The organism is Pseudomonas sp. B21-032 (assembly GCF_024748965.1).
Taxonomy (GTDB): Bacteria; Pseudomonadota; Gammaproteobacteria; order Pseudomonadales; family Pseudomonadaceae; genus Aquipseudomonas.
Genome location: NZ_CP087180.1, coordinates 841,592 through 866,846, shown reverse-complemented (window position 1 = coordinate 866,846; position 25,255 = coordinate 841,592). Strand labels below are relative to the sequence as shown.

Sequence of the window (25,255 nt, the reverse complement as noted above, 5' to 3'; positions counted from 1 at the left end):
TTTACCCCCGGGCAACGCCGGCACTCAACGCGCGCGTACGCTTCCGGTATGCAGATCGGCCCAGATGTGACCGTTGGGGTAGCTGAGGAACTGCACATAGACGGTATCGTTGCGCAGCAGGTCGAGCATCACCCGGTACTGGGCCAGCGGGTAGTTGAGTGTGAGGGTTTTGCTTTTGTCGTCGAACACCGGCTTTTTCAGGCTTTTGCTTTCGGCATCGAAGCTGACCAGTACCTGGCTGATGGTCGCGCCCTTGCTCAGCGGCTTGCCCTTGAGGCGCAGAATCAACGGTGAGGTGACCGGAATCGGTTGCTGGTTGGACTGGCGCTGGTTGCCCACTACCACCGAATAGCTGGTGACCTGCAGCAACTGCTGCGAATCGGCAACTTCCTTACGCAGCCCGAGGTCGTCGGGCGGCAGGAACTGGCTGTGCAGGGGCGCCGCGGCCAGCGGCATGCTCAGCAGGAACAGCAGGGGGAAAATCGCACGCATGTCAGGCTCCTTGGGGGCAGCCTGGCACTCTAGCATGGGGTAAGGCAAACGGGGCAAGCCGGGTCGACCGGCCCCGCCTGTGAACCTCAGAGACCCTTTACAGCGTAGATACCGTTAGCGTTGCGCCAGTAGCCTTTGTAGTCCATGCCATAACCGAACACATAGCGGTCAACACAGCTCAAGCCGCAGAAGTCGGCCTTGAGGTCGGCGCTGGCTTTGCGGTCGTGGTCCTTGTCGATCAGCACGGCAGTGTGCACGGCGCGGGCACCGGCATGCTTGCAGAAATCGATGATTGCGCTGAGGGTATGACCTTCGTCAAGAATGTCGTCGATGATCAGCACGTCACGATCGATAAACGAGACTTCCGGCTTGGCCTTCCAGAACAGGTCGCCGCCGCTGGTCTGGTTGCGGTAGCGGGTGGCGTGCAGGTAGGACGATTCCAGCGGGAATTGCAGATGGGTCAGCAGTTTGCCGGCGAAGATCAGGCCGCCGTTCATCACACAGAACACTACCGGGTTGCTGTCGGCCAGCACCTCGGTGATTTGCGCGCCCACGCGGGCGATGGCGGCCTCGACTTCGGCTTCGGTGTGCAGGCAGTCAGCCTCGCGCATGACTTGACGGATGTGCTCGAGATCGGCGGACATGGCGCTCTCCAAGGGGCGGCAATTGAGAAAAGCGGGCAAAGGTACGCATCCCGTCGCATCAGATCAAGCATTTCTGGACTAACGTCCAGTAAGTCTGAGGACATGCATGGCTGAATAGATTAATCTAGCGCGGTTTTTTTGCCCGCCCCCCGGAGCTTTTCCCTATGCCTACCCGTGAGATCCGCCATCCGCTGATCCGCCACAAGCTCGGCCTGATGCGCCGCGCCGACATCAGCACCAAGAACTTTCGCGAGCTCGCCCAGGAAGTCGGCACGCTCCTGACCTACGAAGCGACCAAAGACCTGCCGCTGGAAAGCTACGAAATCGACGGCTGGTGCGGCAAAGTCCAAGTCGAGAAAATCGCCGGCAAGAAGATCACTGTAGTACCGATCCTGCGCGCCGGCATCGGCATGCTCGATGGCGTGCTCAGCCTGATCCCGGGCGCCAAGGTCAGCGCCGTGGGCGTGGCCCGCAACGAGGAAACCCTCGAGGCGCACACCTACCTGGAAAAACTCGCCCCGGAAATCAACGAGCGCCTGGCGCTGATCATCGACCCGATGCTGGCCACCGGCGCCTCGATGGTCGCCACCATCGACCTGCTGAAAAAAGCTGGCTGCAAGGATATTCGCGCGATGGTCCTGGTTGCCGCCCCCGAAGGCATCGCCGTGGTCGAGAAAGCCCACCCGGATGTGCAGATCTACACCGCCTCGATCGACCAGTGCCTTAACGAGCACGGCTACATCATCCCGGGCCTGGGCGATGCCGGTGACAAGATCTTCGGTACCAAGCAGAAGGACGCCTGAACATGCAGGATGAGTTCAACGACCCGCTCTGGCGCCAGGTCGTCTCCGGCGCACAGATGCTCTTCGTCGCCTTTGGCGCGCTGGTATTGATGCCGCTGATTACCGGCCTCGACCCCAACGTCGCGCTGTTCACGGCGGGTTTGGGAACTCTGCTGTTTCAGATAGTAACCGGCCGTCAGGTGCCGGTGTTCCTGGCCTCGAGTTTCGCCTTCATCACCCCGATCATCCTCGCCAAGGGCCAGTTCGGCCTGGCCGAGACCATGGGCGGGGTCATGGCTGCGGGCTTCGTCTACACCTTCCTCGGCCTTGCGGTAAAAATCAAAGGCACCGGCTTTATCGACCGCCTGCTGCCACCGGTGGTGATCGGCCCGGTGATCATCTCGATCGGCCTGGCAATGGCGCCGATAGCCGCCAACATGGCCATGGGCAAGGCCGGTGACGGCGCCGAGCTGCTGCCGTATAGCACCGCGATGATGATCTCCATGCCGGCGCTGCTGACCACCCTGATCGTCGCGGTATTCGGCAAGGGCATCTTCCGCCTGGTGCCGATCATCGCCGGGGTGCTGGTGGGCTTTGCCCTGTCGTTCTACTTTGGCGTGGTCGACACCGCCAAGATCGCCGCAGCGCCCTGGCTGGCGTTGCCGCACTTCACCGCGCCAGCGTTCAACTGGCAGGCGATCCTGTTCATCGTACCGGTGGCCCTGGCGCCGGCGATCGAGCACATCGGCGGGGTGATTGCGGTGGGCAGCGTGACCGGCCGCGACTACCTGAAAAAGCCTGGCCTGCACCGCACCCTGCTCGGTGACGGCATCGCCACCACCACTGCCGGCCTGTTCGGCGGGCCGCCCAACACCACCTACGCCGAAGTGACCGGCGCGGTGATGCTGACCAAGAACTACAACCCGAAGATCATGACCTGGGCGGCGATCTTTGCCATCACCCTGGCCTTCATCGGCAAGTTCGGCGCGCTGCTGCAGAGCATTCCGGTGCCGGTAATGGGCGGCATCCTCTGCCTGCTGTTCGGCTCGATCGCGGCGGTGGGCATGAACACCATGATCCGCCACAAGATCGATCTCAGCGAAGCGCGCAACCTGGTGATCGTGTCGGTAACCCTGGTGTTCGGTATCGGCGGCGTGCTGATCGGTAGCGGCACAGGCCCCGATGACTGGGGCCTGAAGGGCATCGCCCTGTGCGCGGTGGTGGCTATTGCCTTGAACCTGCTGCTGCCGGGTAACGACAGCTGGAAGAACAAGGCGCTGGACGATCAGTTGCCTTGATCTGAAGGTCTAGCCCCCTCCCAAGCAGTCTGTGGGAGCGGGCTAGACCCGCGATGAGGCCCTCAAGCCTCTTCACACATCCCCTTCAACGCCTGCACCCACTGCGGGTGATCATTCAGGCACGGCACCAGCACCAGCTCTTCGCCGCCGGCCTCGACAAACTGCTCGCGCCCGCGGTCACCGATCTCTTCCAGGGTCTCGATGCAATCGGCGACAAACGCCGGGCACATTACCAGCAGCTTTTTCACCCCTGACTTGCCCAGCTCGTCCAGCCGCGTTTCGGTGTACGGCTCGATCCACTTCGCCCGCCCCAGCCTTGACTGGAACGACACCGACCACTTGCCGTCGGGGATGCCCATCTTCTGCGCGAACGCCTGGGCGGTGCGCAGGCACTGGCCGCGATAGCAGACCGCAAGCACCTCGGGCGAAGCGGTGCGGCAGCAATCGGCGTCCTGGAAACAATGCTTGCCGGTGGGGTCGAGTTTTTTCAGGTGTCGCTCGGGCAGGCCATGGAAGCTCAGCAGCAGGTGATCGTAATCCTCCTGCAAGTATGGCTGCGCGCTGGCTACCAGGGCGTCGATGTATTCCGGCTTGTCGTAGAACGGCTGCAGAATCGCCATCTCGAGCGGCAGCTTGTGCTCGCCAATCACCTGTTTCGCCTGCTCGATGACCGTGGTCACGGTGCTGTCGGCGAACTGCGGATACAGCGGCGCCAGGGTGACCTTCTTCACGCCCTGGCTGGCCAGGCGCGTCAGCACCGTCGGCAACGAAGGCTCGCCGTAGCGCATGGCGATTTCCACCGGCCCATGGCTCCACTGCTCGCGCATTGCGGCCTGCAGGCGGCGGGTCAGCACCACCAGCGGCGAACCCTCGTCCCACCAGATCGAGGCATAGGCATGGGCCGATTGCTCCGGGCGCTTGATCAGGATCAGCGACACCAGCAGCCGCCGCACCGGCCACGGCAGGTCGATGACATAGGGGTCCATGAGAAACTGATTGAGGTACCGGCGCACGTCGGCGACAGAGGTGGAGGCCGGTGAACCCAGGTTGACCAGCAGCAAAGCGTGATCGGTCATGCAACGTCCTATTTCAGAGGCGCCTGGACAGTTCATCCAGGGCCGATTGCAGATCATTGAAGCGGAAGGTAAAACCGGCCGCCAGCAAACGTACCGGCCGCGCCCGTTGCCCGCCCAGTAGCAAGGTCGACAATTCGCCCAGCCCGGCCTTGAGCAGCAGCGCCGGCATCGGCATCAATGCCGGGCGGTGCAGGGCCCGGCCCAGACGCCTGGCGAACTCGCGGTTGCGCACCGGCTCCGGGGCGCAGGCATTATAAGGACCGCTGGCATCCTTGTGCTGCAAGAGAAAATCAATCAGGGCGATCTGGTCGTGTATATGGATCCACGGCATCCACTGCCGACCGTCGCCGATAGGCCCGCCCAGCCCGAGTTTGAACGGCAGGCGCAGGCGCGACAAAAAGCCGCCCTCGCTCGCCAGCACCAGCCCGGTACGCACCAGCACCACGCGAATCCCCAGCGGTTGCGCGGCCATGGCGGTTTCTTCCCAGGCGATGCACAGCTGGCTGGCGAAATCCTCCTTGACCGGCTGCGAAGCCTCCGTGAGTTCGCGCTCGCCACCATCGCCATACCAGCCTACCGCCGAACCCGAGATCAGTACCTCGGGGCGCTGCTGACGCTTCTCCAGCCAGGCCAGCAATTGCTCGGTCAAAGTGATACGACTGGCCCAGAGCAAGGCGCGACGGCTGGAGCTCCAGGGCCGGTCGGCAATCGGTGCGCCGGCCAGATTGATCACCGCGTCCACGCCGTCGTCATCGGCCAGCTCATCGAGCCGGGCTATGCCACGCACCCCGGAGCCACACAACTTGCCCACCTGTTCAGGGCGCCGACTCCATACCGTCAGCCGATGTCCCTGGGCCAGCCAGTGCTGACACAGGTGTTGGCCGATCAACCCGGTACCGCCGGTCAGCAATATATGCATGGCTGTGTCCTCGCATGGCGCGCCAGTGGTCTATTTTTAACAACAAGGCACTTTTTTGACCGATCGCTCTCGGATAAACATAGGCCAACCTGTGGTAACGAGCGGAATCATCTTATACAGGATTCGTGCATTGTACAGGTTTGCCGGGCAGCGTAGTCTGCAACCATTAGGTTCGAAGAGGCCATCATGACTGTACCTATTGCCATCATCGGGGCCGGTATCGCCGGCCTGTCCGCCGCCCAGGCGTTGCAAAAGGCCGGGCAGACCGTTCATTTGTTCGACAAGGGCCACGGCAGCGGCGGACGCATGGCCAGCAAACGCAGCGATGCCGGCGCCCTTGATCTCGGCGCCCAGTACTTCACGGCCCGCGACCGGCGCTTTGTCGACCAGTTGCAGCAATGGGTAGCGGCCGGTTGGGCGGCCGAATGGAAGCCGCAGCTGTATCACTATCAGGATGGCGTACTGAGCCCCTCCCCCGACGAGCAGACGCGCTGGGTTGGCGTGCCGCGCATGAGCGCCATCACCCGCGGCCTTCTCAAGGATGTCACGGTAAACTTCAGCTGCCGTATTGCCGAAGTCTATCGCGGCCAGAAGTACTGGCACCTGCAGGACACCGACGGCTGCAGCCACGGGCCGTTCAGCCGGGTGGTAGTCGCCGTGCCGGCGCCTCAGGCCACCCAACTGCTCAGTGCTGCGCCCAAGCTGGCCGCCACTGCCGCCGGCGTGCAGATGGACCCGACCTGGGCCATCGCCCTGGCGTTCGACACCCCGCTCGACACCCCGATGCAAGGCTGCTTCGTACAAGGCAGCGCCCTCGACTGGCTGGCGCGCAACCGGAGCAAACCCGGGCGCGACGAACACATGGACACCTGGGTGTTGCATGCCACTTCCAGCTGGAGCAAGCAGCACATCGACCTGCCCAAGGAGGCGGTGATCGAGCAACTGTGGGGCGATTTCGCCGAGCTGGTCGGCTGCGTGGTGCCCGCCCCGAACTTCTCCCTCGCCCACCGCTGGCTGTATGCCCGCCCGGCCAGCAATCACGAATGGGGCGCCCTGGCCGACGCTGACCTGGGCCTGTATGCCTGTGGCGACTGGTGCCTGTCGGGCCGGGTCGAAGGCGCTTGGCTCAGCGGCCAGGAAGCGGCCCGTCGGCTGCTTGAGCATCTGGAGTAACAGCTGCCGGGGCTGCTCCTGTTCAGCCCCGCCTGACATTTTCGACATCCTGCACAAAAGTTGTACAAGTGATTTGACTTGCACAGGTTTGCCCCTATGATGGGATTTACCTGTACATAAAACTTTATTTGTACAATATTTTTCAGGATCTGTTCATGAACGCTCGTGACCTGCCGCGCAAGCCCCGCATTGCTGTCAGCGCCTGTCTGATCGGCCAGGAAGTGCGTTTCAACGGCGGCCACAAAGCCTCGCGCCTGTGCAACGAGGTCCTCAGCGAACACTTCGATTTGGTCCCGGTTTGCCCAGAAGTCGCCATCGGCCTGGGCGTGCCACGTGCACCCATCCGCCTGGTAGGTGATCCTGCCGACCCGCAGGCCGTGTGCAGCCGCGACCCCGGCCTGGATCTGTCCGGCCCGTTGCGCGCTTACGGGCAGCAGATGGCCAAGGATCTCGACGATATTTGCGGCTACATCTTCATGCACAAATCCCCCTCCTGCGGCCTGGAGCGAGTCAAGGTCTATCAGGCCAATGGCTATCCAGCGCCCGAGGGCGGCCGCGGGTTGTTCGCCGCCGCCTTCTGTGAGCAGCGTCCCGATTTACCGGTGGAAGAAGATGGCAGGCTCTGTGATCCGGTGCTGCGCGAGAACTTCATCACCCGGGTATATGCCTACGCCGACTGGCAGCAGCTGATCGCCGCTGGCGTCAGCCGCGGCGCCCTGATCGCGTTTCATTCCCGCTACAAGTACCAGCTGATGGCGCACAACCCGCAGCAGTACAAAGTCCTGGGCAAGCTGTTGGGCAGCATGGGCCGCGACGACGATCCCGAGTTGCTCGCCCCGCGTTACTTCAGCCAGTTGATCCAGGCCCTGAGCCGCTGCGCCAGCCGTGGCACCCACAGCAATGTACTGTTGCACCTGAGCGGTTACCTGCGCGATGCCTTGAGCCGCGCCGACAAGCAGGAAATCCAGCAACTGATCAGCCAGTACCATGCCGGCGTGGTGCCGCTGGTGGTGCCGCTGACCCTGCTCAAGCATCATTTGCGCAACCATCCCGACCCCTACCTGGCGCAGCAGGTGTACTTGCAACCGCACCCGGAAAACCTGAGCCTGCGCAATGCCATCTGAAGCCCTGTTGCCGATCCGCGAGGTGACGCGCCTGACCGGTATCAACCCGGTCACCCTGCGTGCCTGGGAGCGTCGTTACGGCTTGATCGTGCCGCAACGCACCGGCAAGGGGCATCGCCTCTACAGCCAGGAAGACGTCCAGCGTATCCAGCAGATCCTCACCTGGCTTGACCGGGGCGCAGCGGTCAGCCAGGTCAAAGCCTTGCTGCAAGCCAACCCGGGGGAGTCACCGTCGCCGGCCGGCAGCGACTGGCAGGCCCTGCGCGAGCAACTCAAGGGAGCCATCGCCGCCCTCGCCGAGCGCCGGCTTGAGCAGCAGTTGAACCAGGCCATGGCCCTGTACCCGGCGGCAACCCTCTGTGAACAGCTGTTGATGCCGCTGCTTGCCGACCTCGAACTGCGCTGGCAGGGCCAATTCGCCACTGGCCTTGAGCAGGTGTTCTTTTTCTCGTGGCTACGCAGCAAGCTCGGGGCACGGGTCTATCACAACAACCATCAGCTCGGCGGCGCCCCCTTGCTGCTGGTAAACGGCTCTGACCTGGCCTTCGACCCACGGCTGTGGCTGACGGCCTGGCTGGCCAGCAATGCCGGTTACCCGGTGCAGGTCTTCGACTGGCCACCACCGGGCAACGAGCTGAGCCTGGCGGTCGCCCAGTTGCGGCCATGGGCGTTGCTGCTGAGCATCGACAAGTCGCTGGACATCGCCCGCTTACAAAGAAACCTGGCCGACGTCGAAATTCCGAAACTCCTGTGCGGCCGCGCAGTCAGCATTCATAAGCATGCCCTGCAAGCCTGGACGGAGGAGACGCTGTTTGTCCTCGATTCACCCCAGGCGGCGCTTCAGTGCCTGCGCCAACTCAGGGGCGAACAGCCTGAATTTCACCTTCAAGGGTAACCAAACAGCATGCAACTGATCTGGCTGCGCAGCGACCTGCGCGTAATTGACAACACTGCACTGGCAGCAGCCTGCGAACGCGGCCCGACCCTGGCAGTATGGCTGCTCAGCCCTGGGCAGTGGCAGGCCCATGACGATGCGCCGTGCAAGGTCGACTTCTGGTTGCGCAATCTGCAAAGCCTGCGTGCGGCACTGGCGCAGTTGAACATCCCCCTGCTGATCCGTCACGCCGACACCTGGCAGCAGGCACCGCAGGTCTTGCTGCAGCTGTGCCAGGAGCATCAGGTGCAGGCGCTGCACTTCAACGAGGAATATGGCGTTGATGAAAGCGCCCGCGACCAGGCGGTGCAGGCTGCCCTGGGCGAGCACGGTATTGCCGCGCACGACTATCTTGACCAGTTACTGTTCCGCCCAGGCAGCATCCTGACCCGCAGCGCCAGCTACTTTCAGGTCTTCAGCCAGTTTCGCAAAGTGTGTTACGAACGCCTGCACCTGGGCGTGCCACCCTTGGCCAACCCAATCAGGGCGCAAGCGCCGACGGCTGTCGCCAGCGATCCGGTTCCCGTTGAGGTAACCGGTTTCCCACACCCTGCGCAGGCCTTGCGCGAGCTCTGGCCTGCCGGTGAAGAAGAAGCACAGCACCGCCTGCAACGCTTTATCGACGAATGCGCCGAGGACTACCAGAATCAGCGCGACCTCCCCGCCGTCGCCGGCACCAGCCAGCTGTCAGCCTACCTGGCCGCCGGGGTGATATCGCCGCGTCAGTGCCTGCATGCCGCGCTGAACCACAACTTCGGCGAGTTCGACAGTGGCAACCGCGGCCTGGTGACCTGGATCAACGAGCTGCTCTGGCGCGAGTTCTACAAACACATCCTGGTGGGCTATCCACGGGTCTCGATGCACCGTGCCTTCCGCCTGGAAACCGAGGCCCTGCCCTGGCGCCATGCACCGGAGGAACTCAAGGCCTGGCAGCAAGGACAGACCGGCATCCCGATCATCGATGCGGCCATGCGCCAATTGCTTGCCACCGGCTGGATGCACAACCGCCTGCGCATGATCGTTGCCATGTTCCTGACCAAGAACCTGCTGATCGACTGGCGCGAGGGCGAGCGCTTTTTCATGCGCCACCTGATCGATGGCGACCTGGCCGCCAACAACGGCGGCTGGCAGTGGAGTGCTTCGACCGGCACCGACGCAGCGCCCTATTTCCGCATTTTCAACCCTGTGAGCCAGTCTCAGCGCTTCGATAGCGCAGGGCATTTCATTCGGCAATGGCTGCCTGAGCTTGCCGACCTGGATGAAAAAAAAATCCACAATCCCGTGCCAGGTGGCGATCTTTTTGCTACTAATCATTATCCACAGCCTATTGTGGACCTCGGTAGCAGTCGCCAACGTGCGTTGAATGCATTCAGGAATTTACCCACGCGGCAGGAAGAGAGGGCAGTCATGTGAGCGAACCCATCGTGCGCAAGGTGTGGGTCACCGGGGCAAGCAGCGGCCTGGGCCTGGCGCTGGTGCAACAACTGCTTGAGCAGGGCTGGAAAGTCGCTGCCAGCGGACGTCCTTCGCCCGAGCTCAAGGGCCTTTCGCAGCTCAACCCCGAGCAGTTACTTTTGCTTGACGGCAATCTCGATGATGGCACGCAGGCCGCACACGCTGGCCAGCAACTCCAGGCCCATTGGGGCGCCCTCGATTGCCTGCTGGTGAATGCCGGCACCTGCGATTACCTGGACCCTGGCCTGCCGCCGACGGCCATTTTCGAAGCCATCGCCAGCAGCAACCTGAGCGCTTCGGTTCATTGCTTGAACGTGGCAGTGCCGCTGCTGGAAAAAGGCCAGGCGCCACAGGTGCTGGCTGTGCTCAGCCGCTATTCGGCGCTGCAACTCTACGAGCCCAGCCAGCCGGCAACCCCGGACAACAACCTGACACAAGTGTTTCGCGCTGAGCGTCAGAAGCTCGAGAGCAAAGGCATCGCCTTGACCGTGGTCGCACCACAGGCGTTGAAAACGCCACTGCTGGCGGTTCAGGTCCGACCTGAACAATGGACACCGGAAACTGCTGCCGATGTGATCATCCAGCGTTTGCCAGAGCGCGCCCCCGAGCTGCTGCTCGAAGCCCTCAACCTCAACAGCCTCTGGCCACTGCCCGAACTACCTGCAAGCCCTGTGTAAAACACAGGGCTGTGCTCTTTCAGGTCAGAGCGGCATGCGGTAGTGCAACGCGTAACTTTCTACCCCATCGTTGGGCGTTTGCAGCCCGGCGTTGGAGTAGTGGATCGCCCGCACGCCGACTTCATGCCCGCCGGCAAAGCGCAAACCAAAGCCGATGCGATCTTCGAACTGGAACGAAGAGCCGAGTTTGTTGCTTTCAACTTCGGTACTGGAGAATGCGGCCACACCAATACCGGCTTCGATATAGGGTTTGACCGACTCACCGGCGAACTCGTAAACGAACACCGGCGCAAACGACAGGCTGTGGTTACTCGACTTCTCGTCGCCATCCCAATAGGTGTAGGCACCGTCCCAATAGCCGGTGATACGGCCTACGCTGGTTTGCCACCAACTGACATCCCAGTTCGATTGCAGGCCGAGGCGATAGGTCATGGTCGAGTCGCCGGTCTGCCCGACCGAGAACGACACGTCCGCTGCTTGAGTTGTGAAAGATTGCCCCAGGGTAACGGCTGCAAGAGCAGCCAAGCAAAGCAGTTTCTTCATGAAAAACGTCCTTTTTCCTAATGCTGTTGTTGGTTTTTCTGTCTCACCAGACAATAAATAGAAATCGGCAGCGTTGCGTTAGTTCAGTCAATGTTGAGTGCTTTTCACACTTTTTTTACATTGGAAAGCTTCGCACACTGTCAGATTTATTCCACAACATTGGAAGGATCTTTCGCAAATGTTCAGGGCTGGCACTGGTCCAGAATTGCGCATCGCGCGCCGGTCCTGCAGCCAGCAATTCACCCTCGCCCAACAGGCGCTGCAATTGCCGGGCAACGGCGGCGCCAGTATCGATGATCGCCACCGAGGCGGGGATCATTTGCGCCAGCAGAGGCTTGAGGAAGGGGTAATGGGTGCAGCCCAGGATCAGGGTATCGCAGCCGGCGTCGAGCAAGGGCTTTACATACCCCTGGAGCATCTCACGCACCACCGGGCTACTCAGGTCGCCAGCCTCGATGCACTCCACCAGGCCCGGGCAAGGCTGGGTGACCACGCGAATGTCGTTGGCAAAGCGATCGAGCAAGGCAACGAACTTGGCGCTTTGCAGGGTGCCGGTGGTGGCCAGCACGCCGACCACACCGCTGCGGGTCGCGGCAGCGGCGGGTTTGACCGCAGGCTCCATCCCGACGATCGGCCAGTGCGGATACTGTTCGCGCAAATCTGCCACTGCCGCCACCGTAGCGGTGTTGCAAGCCAGGACCATGGCCTTGGCGCCTTGCTCGCGGAAGAACTCGGCGACCATGCGACAGCGCTGGCGGATGAACGCCGGCGACTTCTCGCCATAGGGGATGTAGCCGCAGTCGCCGACGTACAGCAGCGACTCGTCGGGCAGCAGGCGCTGGATCTCGGCCAGTACCGACAGGCCGCCGACTCCGGAATCGAAAACGCCGACCGGCGCCGCCGCAGCGTCAGCCATGATGCTCGCCACACACGCTGCAGCCCGGGTCGCGCTTGACCCGCAGCTCACGGAAGCGGCTGCCAAGGGCATCGATCAACAGCAAGCGCCCCACCAGCGGCTCGCCGAAACCGGCCAGCAGCTTCAGCGCCTCAAGTGCTTGCAAGCTGCCAACCAGCCCCACCAGCGGGCCCAGCACGCCGGCTTCGCTGCAGGTCAGTTCGGCTTCGCTGCCATGCCCGTACAGGCAGTGGTAGCAGGGGCTTAGCGGGTTGCGCGGGTCGAACACCGACAACTGCCCTTCCAGACGAATCGCCGCGCCGCTGACCAGCGGCTTGCCGTGGGCGACGCAGGCAGCATTGACCGCTTCGCGGGTAGTGAAGTTGTCCGAGCAATCGAGCACCAGGTCCACGGCCTTGACCGCTTCAGCCAGGGAGTCCTCATCCAGCGCGCGGCGATGCGCTTTGAGGGTGATTTGCGGGTTGATCGCGGTGAGCCGGGCAAGCGCCGAATCAACCTTGCTCAGGCCTACCGACGCACTGTCGTGCAAGACCTGACGCTGCAGGTTGGTGACATCCACCGTATCGAAGTCGGCCAGGTGCAATTCGCCAACCCCGGCGGCCGCCAGGTACAGCGCCACTGGCGAGCCGAGACCGCCGAGGCCGACGATCAGCGCCTTGCTGTTTTTCAGCCGCAGCTGACCGTCGATATCCACCTGCGCCAGGAGGATCTGCCGGCTGTAGCGCAACAGCTCCTGGTCGCTCAGCACGACAGCCGCCCCAGGGTGATGCGCTCGTGGCCGTTGAGGTCGAGGCGGCTTTCGATCTGCTCGAAATCATGCCTGGCCAGCAGCTCGCGCACGGCGGCGGCCTGGTCGTAACCGTGTTCGAGCAGCAGCCAGCCAGCCGGCGCCAGGTGCGCCGGCGCCTGGCTGACGATGCAGCGCAGGTCGTCCAGGCCGTCTTCGCCAGAGACCAGCGCGCTGCTGGGCTCAAAGCGCACGTCACCGGCCACCAGGTGCGGGTCGGCGGCGGCAATGTACGGCGGGTTGCTGATGATCAGGTCAAAGCGCTCGCCGGCCAGGGCATCGAACCAGTGGCTGCTGCGCACGTTGACGTTGTTCAGTTGCAGGCGCTGGCGGTTGCGCTCGGCCAGGGCCACGGCTTCGAGCACGCGGTCGACTGCGGTGACCTGCCACAACGGGCGCTCACTGGCCAGGGCCAGGGCAATTGCCCCGGTGCCGGTGCCCAGGTCGAGCAGCTTGACCGCACTACCCGGCAGCAACTGCAGGGCGGTTTCCACCAGCAGCTCGGTTTCCGGACGCGGGATCAAGGTATGCGGGGCCACTTCCAGGTCGAGGTTCCAGAACCCCTGCTGACCCAGAATGTAGGCCACCGGCTCACCGGCGCGGCGGCGCTGCAGGTAGTCGGCAAAGGTCAACGCCGCTTCGCTGCTGACAATCCGCTCCGGCCAGGTGTGCAGGTAGCTGCGCGACTTGCCGATGGCCGCCGCCAACAGCAGTTCGATATCCAGACGCGCGGTCGGCGAATCCGGCAGCTCCGCACCGCGGAGCAAGCTGGCAATAATCGTCATTTACTCACCCAGTGCCGCCAGTTGATCCGCCTGGTACTCGGCCAGCAACGGCTCGATTACCGCGTCGACCCCACCGGCCAGAACGTCATCCAGGGAATACAGGGTCAGGTTGATGCGGTGATCGGTCACCCGCCCCTGTGGATAGTTGTAGGTACGAATTCGTTCGGAACGGTCACCCGAGCCGACCAGCAGCTTGCGCTCGCTGGCCATGGCATTCTGCGCCGCGCTGGTCTGGATGTCGTTGAGCTTGGCCGACAGCCAGGACATCGCCCGGGCACGGTTCTTGTGCTGGGAACGTTCTTCCTGGCACTCGACGACAATGCCGGTGGGCAAGTGGGTGATGCGGATTGCCGAGTCAGTCTTGTTAATGTGCTGACCACCGGCACCGGAGGCACGGTAGGTGTCGACACGCAGGTCCGCCGGGTTGATCTCGATCGCCACCTGCTCGTCCGGCTCCGGCAGCACCGCCACGGTGCAGGCCGAGGTGTGAATGCGGCCCTGGGATTCGGTCTCGGGTACACGCTGGACGCGGTGGGCACCGGACTCGAATTTCAGCTTGCCGTAGACGCTGTCGCCTTCGACCCGGGCAATGATTTCCTTGTAGCCACCGTGCTCGCCCTCGTTTTCCGAGAGAATTTCCAGGCGCCAGCCGCGCTTTTCGGCATAGCGCGAATACATGCGGAACAGGTCGCCGGAAAAGATAGCCGCCTCGTCACCACCGGTACCGGCGCGGATTTCCAGGAACACGTTGCGCCCGTCGTTGGGGTCCTTGGGCAGCAACATGCGCTGCAGCTGGTTTTCCAGCTGCGCCAGTTGCTCCTTGGCTTCGCGCACTTCTTCCACGGCCATTTCGCGCAGGTCCGGGTCGCTGTCCTTGAGCAGCGCCTGGGCGCCGGCCAGATCATCCTGGACCTTGCGCCACTGGGCGTAGGCGACGGCGACCGGCTCGACTTCAGCGTATTCACGGGAATAGGCGCGAAAGCGCGTCTGGTCGCAAATGACCTCGGCATCGCCCAGCAGGGCGGTCAGTTCCTCGAAACGGTCCTGGAGCGTGTCCAGTTTATTCAGCAGCGACGCTTTCATTGCGGGGTTTTATCCGTCGAACCCTCGGAGAGGGCAAAGAGTTCCTGGGCCATGGCCAGCGCATCGAGGCGGCCTTCGGCAGAGAGCTTTTTCAGTTGCACGCTGGGCGCATGCAACAGCTTGTTGGTCAGGCCACGGGCCAGTTGCACCAGCACCTCATCGGCACTGGCGCCATTGGCCAGCAGGCGCTGGGCCTTTTGCAGCTCTTCGTCGCGCAGGCGCTCGCTCTGCTGACGGTAAGCCTTGAGTACATCCACCGCGGCCAGCTCGCGCAGGCGCAGCATGAAATCTTCGGCGCCCACCGAGACCAGCTCTTCAGCGGCCTGGGCAGCACCCTGGCGGCTCTTGAGGTTCTCGGCGACCACTTCGTGCAGGTCATCGACGGTGTACAGGTAAACGTCATCGAGCTCGCCCACCTGTGGCTCGATATCGCGCGGCACGGCGATGTCGACCATGAAGATCGGCTTATGCCGGCGCTGCTTCAGGGCGCTTTCCACCGCACCCTTGCCGAGGATCGGCAACTGGCTGGCGGTGGAGCTGATGACGATATCGCTGTTGACCAGCTCCTGGGGAATGTCGGCCAGCAGCACCGCATGGGCGCCGAACTGCTCGGCCAGGGTGCTGGCGCGCTCAAGGGTGCGGTTGGCGACGACGATGCGCCGCACGCCCTGCTCGTGCAGATGGCGGGCGACCAGGGTGATGGTTTCACCGGCGCCGATCAGTAGCGCCTGGCTGCGGCCCAGGTCGCTGAAGATCTGCTTGGCCAGGCTCACGGCGGCAAAGGCCACCGACACCGGGTTTTCGCCGATGGCGGTATCGGTACGCACCTGCTTGGCAGCGCTGAAGGTCGCCTGGAACAGCCGCCCTAGCAGCGGGCCGATGGTTCCGGCTTCGCGCGCCACGGCATAGGCCGACTTCATCTGGCCGAGGATCTGCGGCTCGCCCAGCACCAGCGAGTCGAGCCCGGAGGCCACCCGCATCATGTGCCGCACGGCATCGTGATCTTCATGGATGTAGGCGCTGGCGCGCAGTTCATCCAGGCTCAGTTGATGATATTCGGCCAGCCAGCGCAGGATGCTCTCCGCAGCCAGGTGGTCCTGCTCTATATAAAGCTCGCTGCGATTGCAGGTCGAAAGGATCGCGGCTTCGCGGCTGGCGGTCAGTCGGCAGAGCTGCTGCAAGGCGTCCACCAGCTGCTCAGGGGTAAACGCCACGCGCTCGCGTACGTCTACCGAGGCAGTCTTATGGTTGATACCGAGGGCAAGAAAGGCCATGCAAGGTCGCTGATTGTGACGAGAAGCCGATAATTGTCCTACTTCGCAGAGCGCAGAACAACCACCGCTCGCTATTGTCTCTATAGTCTACCCCTACCGAGACCTTCGCTTATGGGTTTGCCCCGGCGCTTGTGTCATGATGATCCGACCGCTGGTAAGCCGCCCAAATCCCGATTATGAATAGATCCTACGCGTTGCTCCTTGCCCTTGCCTTGCTCCAGGGCTGCCAGACCCTGGCTCCGGATTCCCCGGATGCCAAGGCGCCTGCAGATGCCGCCCCGGTGCAACCGGCCAAGCCCACCGTCTACGGATCGTTCAGCCAGGACACCGTGTACAGCCTGCTGACCGCAGAACTTGCCGGCCAGCGCGATCGTTTCGATATCGCCCTGGACAATTACGTCAGCCAGGCAATCAAGACTCAGGACCCGGGTATTTCCGAACGCGCCTACCGCATCGCCGAATACCTGGGCGCCGACCAGGCCGCGCTCGACACCTCGCTGATCTGGGCGAAAAACGACCCCGGCAACCTCGACTCCCAGCGCGCCGCCGCCATCCAGCTGGCTCGCAGCGGTCGCTATGACGAGTCCATGGTCTACATGGAAAAGGTCCTTCAGGGCCAGGGCGACACCCACTTCGACTTCCTCGCCCTGTCGGCACTGGAAACCGACCCGGACACCCGCGCCGGCCTGCAAAACAGTTTCGATCGTCTGTTGGTGAAGTACCCTGACAACGGTCAGCTGGTGTTCGGCAAGGCCCTGCTGCTGCAACAGGATGGCAAGGCCCAGGCGGCCCTCGACCTGCTCGAAGAACACCCGCCCGAAGCCGGCGAGATTGCCCCGGTGCTGCTGCGCGCGCGCCTGCTGCAAGGCCTGGACCGCGGCAAAGAGGCCCTGCCGCTGCTGCAGAAAACCATTCGCCAGTACCCGGACGACAAACGCCTGCGCCTGACTTACGCGCGCATGCTGGTCGAGCAGGATCGCCTGGCCGATGCCAAGGCCGAGTTTGTCAGCCTGGTCCAGCAATACCCGGACGACGATGAACTGCGTTACTCGCTGGCCCTGGTCAGCCTGGAAACCAAGGACTGGGACGAAGGCGCCGGCTACCTCGAAGAGCTGATCGCCCGCGACAGCCATGTCGATGCCGCGCACCTGAACCTGGGGCGCATCCATGAAGAGCGCAACGACCCCGAAAGCGCCCTCAACGAGTACGCCCTGGTCGGCCCCGGCAACGACTATCTGCCAGCGCAACTGCGCCAGGCCGACATCCTCATTGCCAACGGCGGCAGCGCCGAGGCCTCGCGGCGCCTGGCCGCAGCCCGCGAAGCCCAGCCCGACTACGCCATCCAGCTGTACCTGATCGAAGCCGAAGCCCTGGGCAACAACGACAAGGACGCCCAGGCCGAGCAGGTGCTGCAGCAAGCGATCAAGCAGTACCCGGACGACCTCAACCTGCTGTACACCCGGGCCATGCTGGCGGAAAAGCGCAACGACCTGGCGCAGATGGAAAAAGACCTGCGCAGCATCATCAGCCGCGAGCCGGAAAACGCCATGGCCCTCAACGCCCTGGGCTACACCCTGGCTGACCGCACCAGCCGCTATGCCGAAGCCAAGACCCTGATCGACAAGGCGCACCAGATCACCCCGGACGATCCGGCGGTGCTCGACAGCCTCGGCTGGGTCAACTACCGCATGGGCAACCTCGACGAAGCCGAGCGCCTGCTGCGCCAGGCCATCGAGCGTTTCCCCGATCACGAAGTCGCTGCCCACCTGGGTGAAGTGCTCTGGGCCAACGGCAAGCGCCGCGAAGCCCGCCAGGTCTGGGCCAAAGGTTTCGAAGCCCAGCCCGACAGCCCTATCCTGCGCAAGACCGTCCTGCGCCTGACCGGATCCGAGACTCTATAAGCCTATGTTTTTGCGCCACTGCATCACCTTCTGCCTGATTGCCCTGCTTGCCGGTTGTGCCGGCTTCGGCTCCCGTGAGGCCCTGCGGGGCGAAGGCAACCCCCAGCTGTGGCGCGAGCACAAGCAACAGCTGAGCACCCTCGATGGCTGGCAGATCAACGGCAAGGTCGGCATCCGCGCGCCGAAAGACTCCGGCAGCGGCACGCTGTTCTGGCTGCAACGCCAGGACTACTACGACATCCGCCTGTCCGGCCCGCTCGGCCGCGGCGCTGCACGCCTGACCGGGCGCCCCGGCGGCGTCACCCTCGAGGTCGCCAACCAGGGCCGCTTCGAGGCGCAAAGCCCGGAAGCCCTGCTGGCCGAACAACTGGGCTGGGAGCTGCCGGTGTCGCACCTGGTCTGGTGGATTCGCGGCCTGCCCGCCCCCGACAGCAAGAGCCAGCTGACCCTCGACGGCGACAGCCGCCTGGCCAGCCTCAAGCAGGACGGCTGGGACGTGCAATACCTGAGCTACGCCGAACAGAACGGCTACTGGCTGCCCGAGCGGATCAAGCTGCACGGGCAAAACCTCGACGTGACCCTGGTGGTCAAAGACTGGCAACCACGGCAACTGGGCCACTGATCAATGAACACTGCAACCCTGACCCTGCCGGCCCCGGCCAAGCTCAACCTGATGCTGCACATTCTTGGCCGCCGCGCCGATGGCTACCATGAGCTGGAAACCCTGTTCCAGTTTCTCGAGCATGCCGACGAGCTGTCTTTCGCCCTGCGCGAAGACGGTGAAGTGCGCCTGCACAGCGAGATCGACAACGTCCCCCATGAAAGCAACCTGATCGTCAAGGCCGCGCGCAAGCTCAAGGCCCTGACCGGCTGCGACAAGGGCGTGGATATCTGGCTGAAAAAAATCCTGCCCATGGGCGGCGGCATTGGCGGCGGCAGCTCCGACGCCGCCACTACCCTGCTCGGCCTCAACCATTTATGGCAACTGGGCTTGAGCGAAGACCAGCTGGCTGAACTGGGCCTGACCCTGGGCGCCGACGTGCCGGTTTTCGTCCGCGGCCATGCGGCGTTCGCCGAGGGCGTGGGCGAGAAGCTGACCCCGGTCGACCCCGAAGAGCCCTGGTATGTCGTGCTGGTCCCGCAAGTATTTGTTAGCACAGCAGAAATTTTTTCAGATCCGCTGTTGACACGTGATTCCTTGCCCCTTAAGATGCGCCCCGTTCCCAAGGGAAACAGTCGAAATGACTGCCAACCGGTGGTAGAGCAGCGTTACCCAGAGGTACGCAATTCATTGAATTTGTTAAACGAATTCACTGAGGCTCGGCTTACCGGAACTGGAAGTTGTGTGTTTGGGGCCTTCCCAAACAAAGCTGAAGCTGATAAAGTTTTGGCCCTTCTTGCAGAGACCCAAACAGGGTTTGTAGCTAAGGGAAGCAACGTTTCGATGTTGCATCGCACGCTGCAGAGTCTGCTCTAGGAATCGAGCACCAGGTGCTCGCAGCAACAGATACAGGGGCGTCGCCAAGCGGTAAGGCAGCAGGTTTTGATCCTGCCATGCGTTGGTTCGAATCCAGCCGCCCCTGCCATTTTCCTTATACTCATCCAGGTATACCCTCAGCCTTCAGGTACTGCGCGTGTCCAAGATGATGGTCTTTACGGGGAACGCTAACCCCGATCTGGCTCGGCGTGTCGTACGTCAGCTGCATATCCCACTGGGTGATGTTTCTGTCGGCAAATTCTCCGACGGCGAAATCAGCACTGAGATTAATGAAAATGTTCGTGGTAAGGACGTTTTCATCATTCAGCCGACTTGCGCGCCAACCAACGATAACCTGATGGAACTGGTAGTGATGGCCGATGCCTTCCGCCGCTCCTCAGCTTCCCGAATCACTGCCGTGATTCCTTACTTCGGATATGCCCGCCAGGATCGCCGTCCGCGTTCGGCGCGTGTTGCTATCAGTGCCAAAGTCGTCGCTGACATGCTCACCGTCGTCGGTATCGACCGTGTTCTCACTGTCGACCTGCACGCTGACCAGATCCAGGGTTTCTTCGATATTCCGGTAGATAACATCTACGGCTCCCCCGTTCTGGTGGATGACATCGAAGACCAGCGTTTCGAGAACCTCATGATCGTGTCCCCGGACATCGGCGGCGTCGTGCGTGCACGTGCTGTTGCCAAGTCCCTGGGTGTCGATCTGGGTATCATCGACAAACGCCGTGAAAAGGCCAATCACTCCGAAGTGATGCATATCATCGGCGACGTCGAAGGACGTACCTGTATTCTCGTCGACGACATGGTCGACACCGCCGGCACCCTGTGCCACGCGGCCAAGGCCCTGAAAGAACACGGCGCTGCCAAGGTTTACGCCTACTGCACGCACCCTGTCCTCTCGGGTCGGGCGATCGAGAATATCGAGAACTCCGTGCTGGACGCACTGGTGGTGACCAACACCATCCCGCTGTCCGCTGCAGCACAAGCCTGTGACCGTATCCGCCAACTGGATATTGCACCGGTTGTTGCCGAGGCGGTTCGCCGCATCAGCAATGAAGAATCGATCAGCGCGATGTTCCGCTGAGGGTTTTCCCTCGCGAACCTCTCGTTGACGAAAAGCGCCCCGCCCCAACACCTGTTGTTGGGGCGGGGCTTTTTTGCCCACCCCGTTTGGCGCTGGTCGCAAACGCCTGCGGGAGATGGCTATTTTGGAGATACAAAATGACTGATTTCACTCTGAACGCCCAAGCGCGTACCGACCTGGGGAAAGGTGCGAGCCGCCGCCTGCGTCGTCTCGCCGCCCAGATCCCTGCCGTTGTTTACGGTGGTGACAAAGAAGCTCAATCCCTGACCATCGTGGCCAAGGAAATCGCCAAACTGTTCGAAAACGAAGCTGCCTACAGCCACGTTATCGAGCTGAACATCGACGGCAAGAAAGAAAACGTCGTTGTCAAAGCGATGCAGCGTCACCCAGCCAAGCAGTTCATCCTGCACGCTGACTTCGTCCGCGTTGTTGCTGGCCAGAAACTGACCGCCAAAGTACCTGTGCACTTCGTCAACGAAGAAGCTCCGGTCAAGAAAGGCGGCGAGATCTCCCACGTTGTCAACGAGATCGAAGTTTCCTGCGAAGCCAAAGACCTGCCTGAGTTCATCGAAGTCGACCTGGCCAACGCCGAAGTCGGCGCGATCATCCACCTGTCGGACCTCAAAGCTCCGAAAGGCGTCGAGTTCGTCGCTCTGGCTCACGGTAACGACCTGGCTGTTGCCAACGTTCACGCTCCGCGTGTTGCGCCTGAAGCTGCAGAAGGCGCTGCCGAGTAATCTACTCAGCACGCCGGCGTTGACCGGGTTACAGTGCCCCGCACTGTAACCCACAACTCCAAGGAAGAGCCCCTGACGTGACCGCCATCCAACTGATCGTCGGCCTGGGAAACCCCGGCCCCGAATACGAACAGACCCGGCATAACGCAGGGGCTCTTTTCGTAGAACGCATTGCCAGCGCCCAGCGCGTCAACCTGACCGCTGACCGCAAGTATTTCGGCCTGACGGCTAAATTCAGCCATCAGGGCAACGACGTTCGTCTGCTGATCCCGACCACCTACATGAACCGCAGCGGCCAGGCCGTTGCTGCACTGGCGAACTTTTTCCGCATCCCGCCAGATGCCATCCTGGTGGCCCACGACGAACTCGACCTGCCTCCCGGCGTCGCCAAGCTCAAAAAGGGCGGCGGCCATGGCGGGCACAACGGGCTGCGCGACATCATCGCCCAGCTCGGCAACCAGAATGACTTTCACCGTCTGCGGCTTGGCATCGGCCACCCGGGTGACAGCAGCAGGGTCTCCGGTTTCGTCCTCGGCAAGGCGCCACGCGCCGAGCAGGAGAAGCTGGACGCCAGTATCGATTTTGCCCTCGGCGTGCTGCCGGACATCCTCGCCGGCGACTGGACGCGTGCGATGAGAGAGCTGCACAGCCAAAAGGCCTGACTCCACGAAGAGGGATTCACCATGGGTTTCAATTGCGGCATCGTCGGCCTGCCCAACGTCGGCAAGTCCACCCTGTTCAACGCCCTGACCAAATCCGGCATCGCCGCCGAGAACTTCCCGTTCTGCACCATCGAGCCGAACAGCGGCATCGTGCCGATGCCCGATGCACGCCTGGACGCGCTGGCGGCCATCGTCAAGCCGAACCGCGTGCTGCCGACCACCATGGAATTCGTCGACATCGCCGGCCTGGTTGCCGGTGCCTCGAAAGGTGAAGGCCTGGGCAACAAGTTCCTCGCCAACATCCGCGAGACCGACGCCATCGCCCACGTGGTGCGCTGCTTCGAAGACGAGAACGTGATTCACGTCTCCAACAGCGTCAACCCCAAGCGCGACATCGAGATCATCGACCTGGAACTGATCTTCGCCGACCTCGACAGCTGCGAGAAGCAACTGCAGAAGGTTGCGCGCAACGCCAAGGGTGGTGACAAGGACGCCCTGGCGCAGAAAGCCATCCTCGAAAAACTGATCCCGCACTTCACCGAAGGCAAGCCTGCGCGCAGCCTGATGAAGAACATGGCAGACGACGAGAAGGCCCTGATCCGCGGCTTCCACCTGCTGACCAGCAAGCCTGTGATGTACATCGCCAACGTTGCCGAAGACGGTTTCGACAACAACCCGCACCTGGACGTGGTCAAGGCCATTGCCGAAGAAGAAGGTGCGATCGTGGTGCCGGTGTGCAACAAGATCGAAGCCGAGATCGCCGAGCTCGACGACGGTGAAGAGAAGGACATGTTCCTCGAAGCCCTGGGCCTCGAAGAGCCAGGCCTGAACCGCGTGATCCGCGCCGGTTACTCGCTGCTCAACCTGCAGACCTACTTCACTGCCGGCGTGCAGGAAGTCCGCGCCTGGACCGTGCGCGTCGGCGCCACCGCCCCGCAGGCGGCCGGCGTGATCCACACCGACTTCGAGAAAGGCTTCATCCGTGCCGAAGTGGTCGCCTACGACGACTTCATCCAGTACAAGGGTGAAAGCGGCGCGAAAGAAGCCGGTAAATGGCGTCTGGAAGGCAAGGACTACATCGTCAAGGACGGTGACGTGATGCACTTCCGCTTCAACGTCTGACCCGCTGCCAGCAGCCCGAAACCCCTTGAGGTCATGCCTCAAGGGGTTTTTCTTTGCCTGCGCCATGAGCAAACGCGGGCCAATACCTGGATCTATACTCAAAGCCGCATTCAAACGGCTCTTGTCCACAGATCAGGTATCGGCGCATGGCTAAGAAAAAGGAAAAGCAAGACAGCAGCGAACGCCTCCCCCGTAAAGAATACGAGCAAGCCCTCAAGGCCCTGCACATCGAGCTGGTCAAGTTGCAGCAGTGGGTGGTGGCCAAGGGTTTGAAGGTCTGTATTGTCTTCGAAGGCCGCGACGGCGCCGGCAAGGGCGGCACCATCAAGGCCATCACCGAGCGCGTCAGCCCGCGGGTGTTTCGCGTGGTGGCGCTGCCAGCACCGACCGAACGGGAAAAAAGCCAGATGTACGCCCAGCGCTACATACAGCACATGCCCTCGGCCGGCGAAGTGGTGATCTTCGACCGCAGCTGGTACAACCGCGCCGGCGTCGAGCGGGTGATGGGCTTTTGTACCGAAGAGCAGTCCAGCAAGTTCCTGTCAGTGGTGCCATCGTTCGAGAAGATGCTGGTCGAGTCCGGCATCGTGCTGGTCAAGTACTGGCTGGAAGTCAGTCCTCAAGAGCAGGAGCGGCGCCTCAAGGAGCGCATTACCGACGGACGCAAGATCTGGAAGCTGACGCCGATGGACCTCAAGTCCTTCACCCGCTGGGACGACTACACCCGCGCCCGCGATGACATGTTCGCCGCCTCCGACACCTCCTGGGCCCCGTGGTATGTGGCGGTTTCCGAAGACAAGCGGAGGGTGCGCCTGAACATCATCAGCCACTTCCTCAAGCAGGTGCCCTACGAGGACATCACCCACAAACAGAAGATCGAGCTGCCCAAGCGCGGCAAGATCGGCCGCTACAAAAGCACCCGCTACACCTCGCGCATGGTGCCTGAGCGCTTCTGAAGCGCCATGCGTGCTAGGCAGCGCCCTGCCCGGCACGCTGGGCGCGGAAGGCCCGGCGCCGGGCGCTGCGGGCGAATACCACGAACAGCGCGGCCATGGCCGTCAGCGCCATCGGCAGGCCATGGGGAGCGACGTCCATGGCCGCACCACTGAGCAGCGGCCCGAGCAGGCTGCCGACGCCCCAGAGCAGGCCGACGCTGGCGTTGGCAGTGACCAGGTCCTGACCCTTGAACTGCTGGCCGATCAGCACCAACGCCAGGGTATAGACCCCACCGGCCACCGCGCCGAGCACCACCAAGGCCGGCCACAGCAGCCATTGCATACCGATCAGCCATGGCAGCGCCAGGCCGATCAGCATCGCCACCACACCGCACACCAGGTGTACGGTGGTGCGCTCGCAGCGGTCGGCCAACCAGCCGATCGGCAACTGGAAGAGCATGTCGCCGGTAAGAATCACCGTCACCATCAACGCTGCGACGCCCACGGCGTAGGCATGGTTGGTGGCATATACCGGCAGCAGCGAAAGGATCACCGCGTCGAAGAACGAGAAGAACAGCACGCCCATGCACAAGGCCGGCGCCACGCGGAAAAAGCCCGCCAGGGAAAAGCTCTTGCCACCCTCCTCGCCATGCTCGACGTGGTCATTGGGCACCGTCAGCACGATGCACAGCAGCGCCAGGCCATAGCAACCTGTCACCACCGTGGTCACCCAGGTGCTCTGCGCGCCGAGCAGCGCCAGCATCGCCGGGCCGAGCATCTGGAAGCCGGTAAAGGCGGTGGCGTACAGGGCCATGATCTTGCCGCGGTTGTGTTCCGGGCTCAGCTCGTTGACCCACGACTCGCCGAGAATGATGGCAATGCCCATGCCGATCCCCAGCGCCAGGCGCAACAGGGCAAGCAGGTAGAGCGAGGAAAAGCCCCATTCGAGCAGGCCGATGCTCAAGGTGCACAGGCCGAAACACAGCAGGTAGATGGTGCGCCGGGTCAGGTGCCGGCAGCAGGCATCGACCATGAACGCCGAGAGCATCATCCCCGCCGCCGGAATGGCCGAGACGATACCGATCTGCAAGGTACTGGCACCTGCGTCGAGCAAACGCAGCGACACCAATGGCAAACTCGCCCCGAGACTGAAACCGACTACCGAAACCGCAAACAACAAGCCCAGCAACAAACGCGTATTCATCACCACTCCGAACTCACCGGCGCAAAGCACGACATCGCACCTGCGCAGGCGCATACATGACCGTAACAAGATTTGCATACAGGCGCGCCAGCCACGGCAGAACGCCGGGCATGCAGCTGCCAGGTCAGGAGGTGGGGCGGTGAGGCGAGAAGGTAA

General features: G+C 62.6%; 26 protein-coding genes and 1 tRNA gene. 16 read left to right on the top strand and 11 right to left on the bottom strand.

The genetic code is table 11. The features are described 5' to 3' along the window. Positions 1–24 precede the first annotated feature (24 nt). Complete coding sequence (locus LOY54_RS03835) at positions 25–492, bottom strand: hypothetical protein (RefSeq protein ID WP_045196008.1); 468 nt, start codon at positions 490–492, stop codon at positions 25–27. 86 nt (positions 493–578) lie between these two features. Further along, on the bottom strand, positions 579–1,136 hold the full coding sequence (locus LOY54_RS03830) for a hypoxanthine-guanine phosphoribosyltransferase (protein ID WP_010225758.1): 558 nt from the start codon (positions 1,134–1,136) through the stop codon (positions 579–581). A gap of 164 nt (positions 1,137–1,300) precedes the next feature. Here LOY54_RS03830 and upp point away from each other — a divergent pair, with 164 nt between their 5' ends. Both upp and LOY54_RS03820 read left to right on the top strand, forming a co-directional pair. Further along, positions 1,301–1,939 carry a uracil phosphoribosyltransferase gene (gene upp / locus LOY54_RS03825; protein ID WP_045196006.1) on the top strand — a complete coding sequence of 213 codons (639 nt, stop codon included), beginning with the start codon at positions 1,301–1,303 and terminating at the stop codon, positions 1,937–1,939. Between the two features lie 2 nt (positions 1,940–1,941). Continuing rightward, positions 1,942–3,216, top strand: coding sequence for a uracil-xanthine permease family protein (locus LOY54_RS03820; protein WP_258609348.1), 1,275 nt, complete (start codon positions 1,942–1,944; stop codon positions 3,214–3,216). 62 nt (positions 3,217–3,278) lie between these two features. Here LOY54_RS03820 and hemH read toward each other — a convergent pair whose 3' ends face one another. Together hemH and LOY54_RS03810 are read right to left on the bottom strand one after the other, a co-directional pair. Next, positions 3,279–4,292: a ferrochelatase gene (hemH, locus tag LOY54_RS03815; RefSeq protein ID WP_045196002.1), complete on the bottom strand. Its 1,014-nt coding sequence runs from the start codon at positions 4,290–4,292 to the stop codon at positions 3,279–3,281. A gap of 13 nt (positions 4,293–4,305) precedes the next feature. Then, positions 4,306–5,211 (bottom strand): TIGR01777 family oxidoreductase, encoded by a 906-nt coding sequence (locus LOY54_RS03810; RefSeq protein ID WP_093387946.1) that lies wholly within the window; start codon positions 5,209–5,211, stop codon positions 4,306–4,308. A gap of 186 nt (positions 5,212–5,397) precedes the next feature. On the opposite strand from LOY54_RS03810, the gene LOY54_RS03805 reads away from it, so the two are divergent. The 5 genes from LOY54_RS03805 to LOY54_RS03785 all read left to right on the top strand — a co-directional run bounded on the left by LOY54_RS03805 (position 5,398) and on the right by LOY54_RS03785 (position 10,574). Continuing rightward, complete coding sequence (locus LOY54_RS03805) at positions 5,398–6,384, top strand: NAD(P)/FAD-dependent oxidoreductase (RefSeq protein ID WP_045195999.1); 987 nt, start codon at positions 5,398–5,400, stop codon at positions 6,382–6,384. A gap of 155 nt (positions 6,385–6,539) precedes the next feature. Continuing rightward, entirely contained in the window at positions 6,540–7,508 is a 969-nt protein-coding gene (locus LOY54_RS03800) for a DUF523 and DUF1722 domain-containing protein (protein ID WP_045195997.1), read from the top strand. Then, a complete protein-coding gene (locus LOY54_RS03795) occupies positions 7,498–8,403 on the top strand; it encodes a MerR family transcriptional regulator (protein WP_258609346.1) in 906 nt (301 codons plus the stop codon). Before LOY54_RS03800 ends, LOY54_RS03795 begins: the two co-directional genes overlap by 11 nt. 9 nt (positions 8,404–8,412) lie before the next feature. Further along, positions 8,413–9,855 (top strand): deoxyribodipyrimidine photo-lyase, encoded by a 1,443-nt coding sequence (gene phrB / locus LOY54_RS03790; RefSeq protein ID WP_258609344.1) that lies wholly within the window; start codon positions 8,413–8,415, stop codon positions 9,853–9,855. Further along, complete coding sequence (locus LOY54_RS03785) at positions 9,852–10,574, top strand: SDR family oxidoreductase (protein ID WP_258609342.1); 723 nt, start codon at positions 9,852–9,854, stop codon at positions 10,572–10,574. Before phrB ends, LOY54_RS03785 begins: the two co-directional genes overlap by 4 nt. A gap of 24 nt (positions 10,575–10,598) precedes the next feature. Here LOY54_RS03785 and LOY54_RS03780 read toward each other — a convergent pair whose 3' ends face one another. The 6 genes from LOY54_RS03780 to hemA form a co-directional block, all read right to left on the bottom strand. Further along, on the bottom strand, positions 10,599–11,117 hold the full coding sequence (locus LOY54_RS03780; RefSeq protein ID WP_093387937.1) for an acyloxyacyl hydrolase: 519 nt from the start codon (positions 11,115–11,117) through the stop codon (positions 10,599–10,601). Between the two features lie 115 nt (positions 11,118–11,232). Further along, positions 11,233–12,033, bottom strand: a complete 801-nt coding sequence (gene murI / locus LOY54_RS03775) for a glutamate racemase (protein WP_093387934.1) — start codon at positions 12,031–12,033, stop codon at positions 11,233–11,235. Beyond that, a complete protein-coding gene (locus LOY54_RS03770) occupies positions 12,026–12,781 on the bottom strand; it encodes a molybdopterin-synthase adenylyltransferase MoeB (RefSeq protein ID WP_093387931.1) in 756 nt (251 codons plus the stop codon). The genes murI and LOY54_RS03770 overlap by 8 nt, the downstream gene beginning before the upstream one ends. After that, complete coding sequence (gene prmC / locus LOY54_RS03765) at positions 12,775–13,605, bottom strand: peptide chain release factor N(5)-glutamine methyltransferase (RefSeq protein WP_045195982.1); 831 nt, start codon at positions 13,603–13,605, stop codon at positions 12,775–12,777. Before prmC ends, LOY54_RS03770 begins: the two co-directional genes overlap by 7 nt. Next, entirely contained in the window at positions 13,606–14,688 is a 1,083-nt protein-coding gene (prfA, locus tag LOY54_RS03760) for a peptide chain release factor 1 (protein ID WP_045195980.1), read from the bottom strand. Then, positions 14,685–15,962, bottom strand: a complete 1,278-nt coding sequence (gene hemA / locus LOY54_RS03755) for a glutamyl-tRNA reductase (RefSeq protein WP_045195978.1) — start codon at positions 15,960–15,962, stop codon at positions 14,685–14,687. Before hemA ends, prfA begins: the two co-directional genes overlap by 4 nt. A gap of 176 nt (positions 15,963–16,138) precedes the next feature. Here hemA and LOY54_RS03750 point away from each other — a divergent pair, with 176 nt between their 5' ends. The 9 genes from LOY54_RS03750 to ppk2 all read left to right on the top strand — a co-directional run bounded on the left by LOY54_RS03750 (position 16,139) and on the right by ppk2 (position 23,916). Beyond that, the gene (locus LOY54_RS03750) at positions 16,139–17,863 is read left to right on the top strand and encodes a tetratricopeptide repeat protein (protein ID WP_258609339.1); all 1,725 of its coding nucleotides are present in this window, start codon (positions 16,139–16,141) and stop codon (positions 17,861–17,863) included. Positions 17,864–17,867: 4 nt separating this feature from the next. Beyond that, on the top strand, positions 17,868–18,485 hold the full coding sequence (lolB, locus tag LOY54_RS03745) for a lipoprotein insertase outer membrane protein LolB (protein WP_045195974.1): 618 nt from the start codon (positions 17,868–17,870) through the stop codon (positions 18,483–18,485). A 3-nt stretch (positions 18,486–18,488) separates the two neighbouring features. Next, a complete protein-coding gene (gene ispE, locus LOY54_RS03740; RefSeq protein WP_045195972.1) occupies positions 18,489–19,340 on the top strand; it encodes a 4-(cytidine 5'-diphospho)-2-C-methyl-D-erythritol kinase in 852 nt (283 codons plus the stop codon). Between the two features lie 34 nt (positions 19,341–19,374). After that, positions 19,375–19,449 (top strand) — tRNA-Gln (locus tag LOY54_RS03735). Between the two features lie 48 nt (positions 19,450–19,497). Further along, complete coding sequence (locus LOY54_RS03730; RefSeq protein WP_010225730.1) at positions 19,498–20,439, top strand: ribose-phosphate pyrophosphokinase; 942 nt, start codon at positions 19,498–19,500, stop codon at positions 20,437–20,439. Positions 20,440–20,576: 137 nt separating this feature from the next. Then, the gene (locus LOY54_RS03725; RefSeq protein WP_045195970.1) at positions 20,577–21,176 is read left to right on the top strand and encodes a 50S ribosomal protein L25/general stress protein Ctc; all 600 of its coding nucleotides are present in this window, start codon (positions 20,577–20,579) and stop codon (positions 21,174–21,176) included. A gap of 77 nt (positions 21,177–21,253) precedes the next feature. Continuing rightward, the gene (gene pth, locus LOY54_RS03720) at positions 21,254–21,838 is read left to right on the top strand and encodes an aminoacyl-tRNA hydrolase (RefSeq protein WP_038997179.1); all 585 of its coding nucleotides are present in this window, start codon (positions 21,254–21,256) and stop codon (positions 21,836–21,838) included. Between the two features lie 21 nt (positions 21,839–21,859). Beyond that, positions 21,860–22,960: a redox-regulated ATPase YchF gene (ychF, locus tag LOY54_RS03715; protein WP_045195968.1), complete on the top strand. Its 1,101-nt coding sequence runs from the start codon at positions 21,860–21,862 to the stop codon at positions 22,958–22,960. 146 nt (positions 22,961–23,106) lie between these two features. Continuing rightward, positions 23,107–23,916: a polyphosphate kinase 2 gene (gene ppk2 / locus LOY54_RS03710; protein WP_045195966.1), complete on the top strand. Its 810-nt coding sequence runs from the start codon at positions 23,107–23,109 to the stop codon at positions 23,914–23,916. Between the two features lie 13 nt (positions 23,917–23,929). On the opposite strand, the gene LOY54_RS03705 is transcribed toward ppk2, so the two are convergent. Beyond that, positions 23,930–25,099, bottom strand: coding sequence for an MFS transporter (locus tag LOY54_RS03705; protein WP_093387925.1), 1,170 nt, complete (start codon positions 25,097–25,099; stop codon positions 23,930–23,932). Positions 25,100–25,255: the final 156 nt, after the last annotated feature.

What these genes read in the sequence shown, in the direction of transcription:
- LOY54_RS03830 (WP_010225758.1), bottom strand. Translation starts at nt 1,136, where the DNA reads ATGTCCGCCGATCTCGAGCACATCCGTCAAGTCATGCGCGAGGCTGAC.
- LOY54_RS03800 (WP_045195997.1), top strand. Translation starts at nt 6,540, where the DNA reads ATGAACGCTCGTGACCTGCCGCGCAAGCCCCGCATTGCTGTCAGCGCC.
- ispE (WP_045195972.1), top strand. Translation starts at nt 18,489, where the DNA reads ATGAACACTGCAACCCTGACCCTGCCGGCCCCGGCCAAGCTCAACCTG.
- hemH (WP_045196002.1), bottom strand. Translation starts at nt 4,292, where the DNA reads ATGACCGATCACGCTTTGCTGCTGGTCAACCTGGGTTCACCGGCCTCC.
- LOY54_RS03805 (WP_045195999.1), top strand. Translation starts at nt 5,398, where the DNA reads ATGACTGTACCTATTGCCATCATCGGGGCCGGTATCGCCGGCCTGTCC.
- phrB (WP_258609344.1), top strand. Translation starts at nt 8,413, where the DNA reads ATGCAACTGATCTGGCTGCGCAGCGACCTGCGCGTAATTGACAACACT.
- LOY54_RS03810 (WP_093387946.1), bottom strand. Translation starts at nt 5,211, where the DNA reads ATGCATATATTGCTGACCGGCGGTACCGGGTTGATCGGCCAACACCTG.
- LOY54_RS03750 (WP_258609339.1), top strand. Translation starts at nt 16,139, where the DNA reads ATGAATAGATCCTACGCGTTGCTCCTTGCCCTTGCCTTGCTCCAGGGC.
- prfA (WP_045195980.1), bottom strand. Translation starts at nt 14,688, where the DNA reads ATGAAAGCGTCGCTGCTGAATAAACTGGACACGCTCCAGGACCGTTTC.
- LOY54_RS03820 (WP_258609348.1), top strand. Translation starts at nt 1,942, where the DNA reads ATGCAGGATGAGTTCAACGACCCGCTCTGGCGCCAGGTCGTCTCCGGC.
- LOY54_RS03835 (WP_045196008.1), bottom strand. Translation starts at nt 492, where the DNA reads ATGCGTGCGATTTTCCCCCTGCTGTTCCTGCTGAGCATGCCGCTGGCC.
- upp (WP_045196006.1), top strand. Translation starts at nt 1,301, where the DNA reads ATGCCTACCCGTGAGATCCGCCATCCGCTGATCCGCCACAAGCTCGGC.
- ppk2 (WP_045195966.1), top strand. Translation starts at nt 23,107, where the DNA reads ATGGCTAAGAAAAAGGAAAAGCAAGACAGCAGCGAACGCCTCCCCCGT.
- LOY54_RS03725 (WP_045195970.1), top strand. Translation starts at nt 20,577, where the DNA reads ATGACTGATTTCACTCTGAACGCCCAAGCGCGTACCGACCTGGGGAAA.
- prmC (WP_045195982.1), bottom strand. Translation starts at nt 13,605, where the DNA reads ATGACGATTATTGCCAGCTTGCTCCGCGGTGCGGAGCTGCCGGATTCG.
- LOY54_RS03780 (WP_093387937.1), bottom strand. Translation starts at nt 11,117, where the DNA reads ATGAAGAAACTGCTTTGCTTGGCTGCTCTTGCAGCCGTTACCCTGGGG.
- LOY54_RS03705 (WP_093387925.1), bottom strand. Translation starts at nt 25,099, where the DNA reads ATGAATACGCGTTTGTTGCTGGGCTTGTTGTTTGCGGTTTCGGTAGTC.
- murI (WP_093387934.1), bottom strand. Translation starts at nt 12,033, where the DNA reads ATGGCTGACGCTGCGGCGGCGCCGGTCGGCGTTTTCGATTCCGGAGTC.
- lolB (WP_045195974.1), top strand. Translation starts at nt 17,868, where the DNA reads ATGTTTTTGCGCCACTGCATCACCTTCTGCCTGATTGCCCTGCTTGCC.
- ychF (WP_045195968.1), top strand. Translation starts at nt 21,860, where the DNA reads ATGGGTTTCAATTGCGGCATCGTCGGCCTGCCCAACGTCGGCAAGTCC.
- hemA (WP_045195978.1), bottom strand. Translation starts at nt 15,962, where the DNA reads ATGGCCTTTCTTGCCCTCGGTATCAACCATAAGACTGCCTCGGTAGAC.
- LOY54_RS03795 (WP_258609346.1), top strand. Translation starts at nt 7,498, where the DNA reads ATGCCATCTGAAGCCCTGTTGCCGATCCGCGAGGTGACGCGCCTGACC.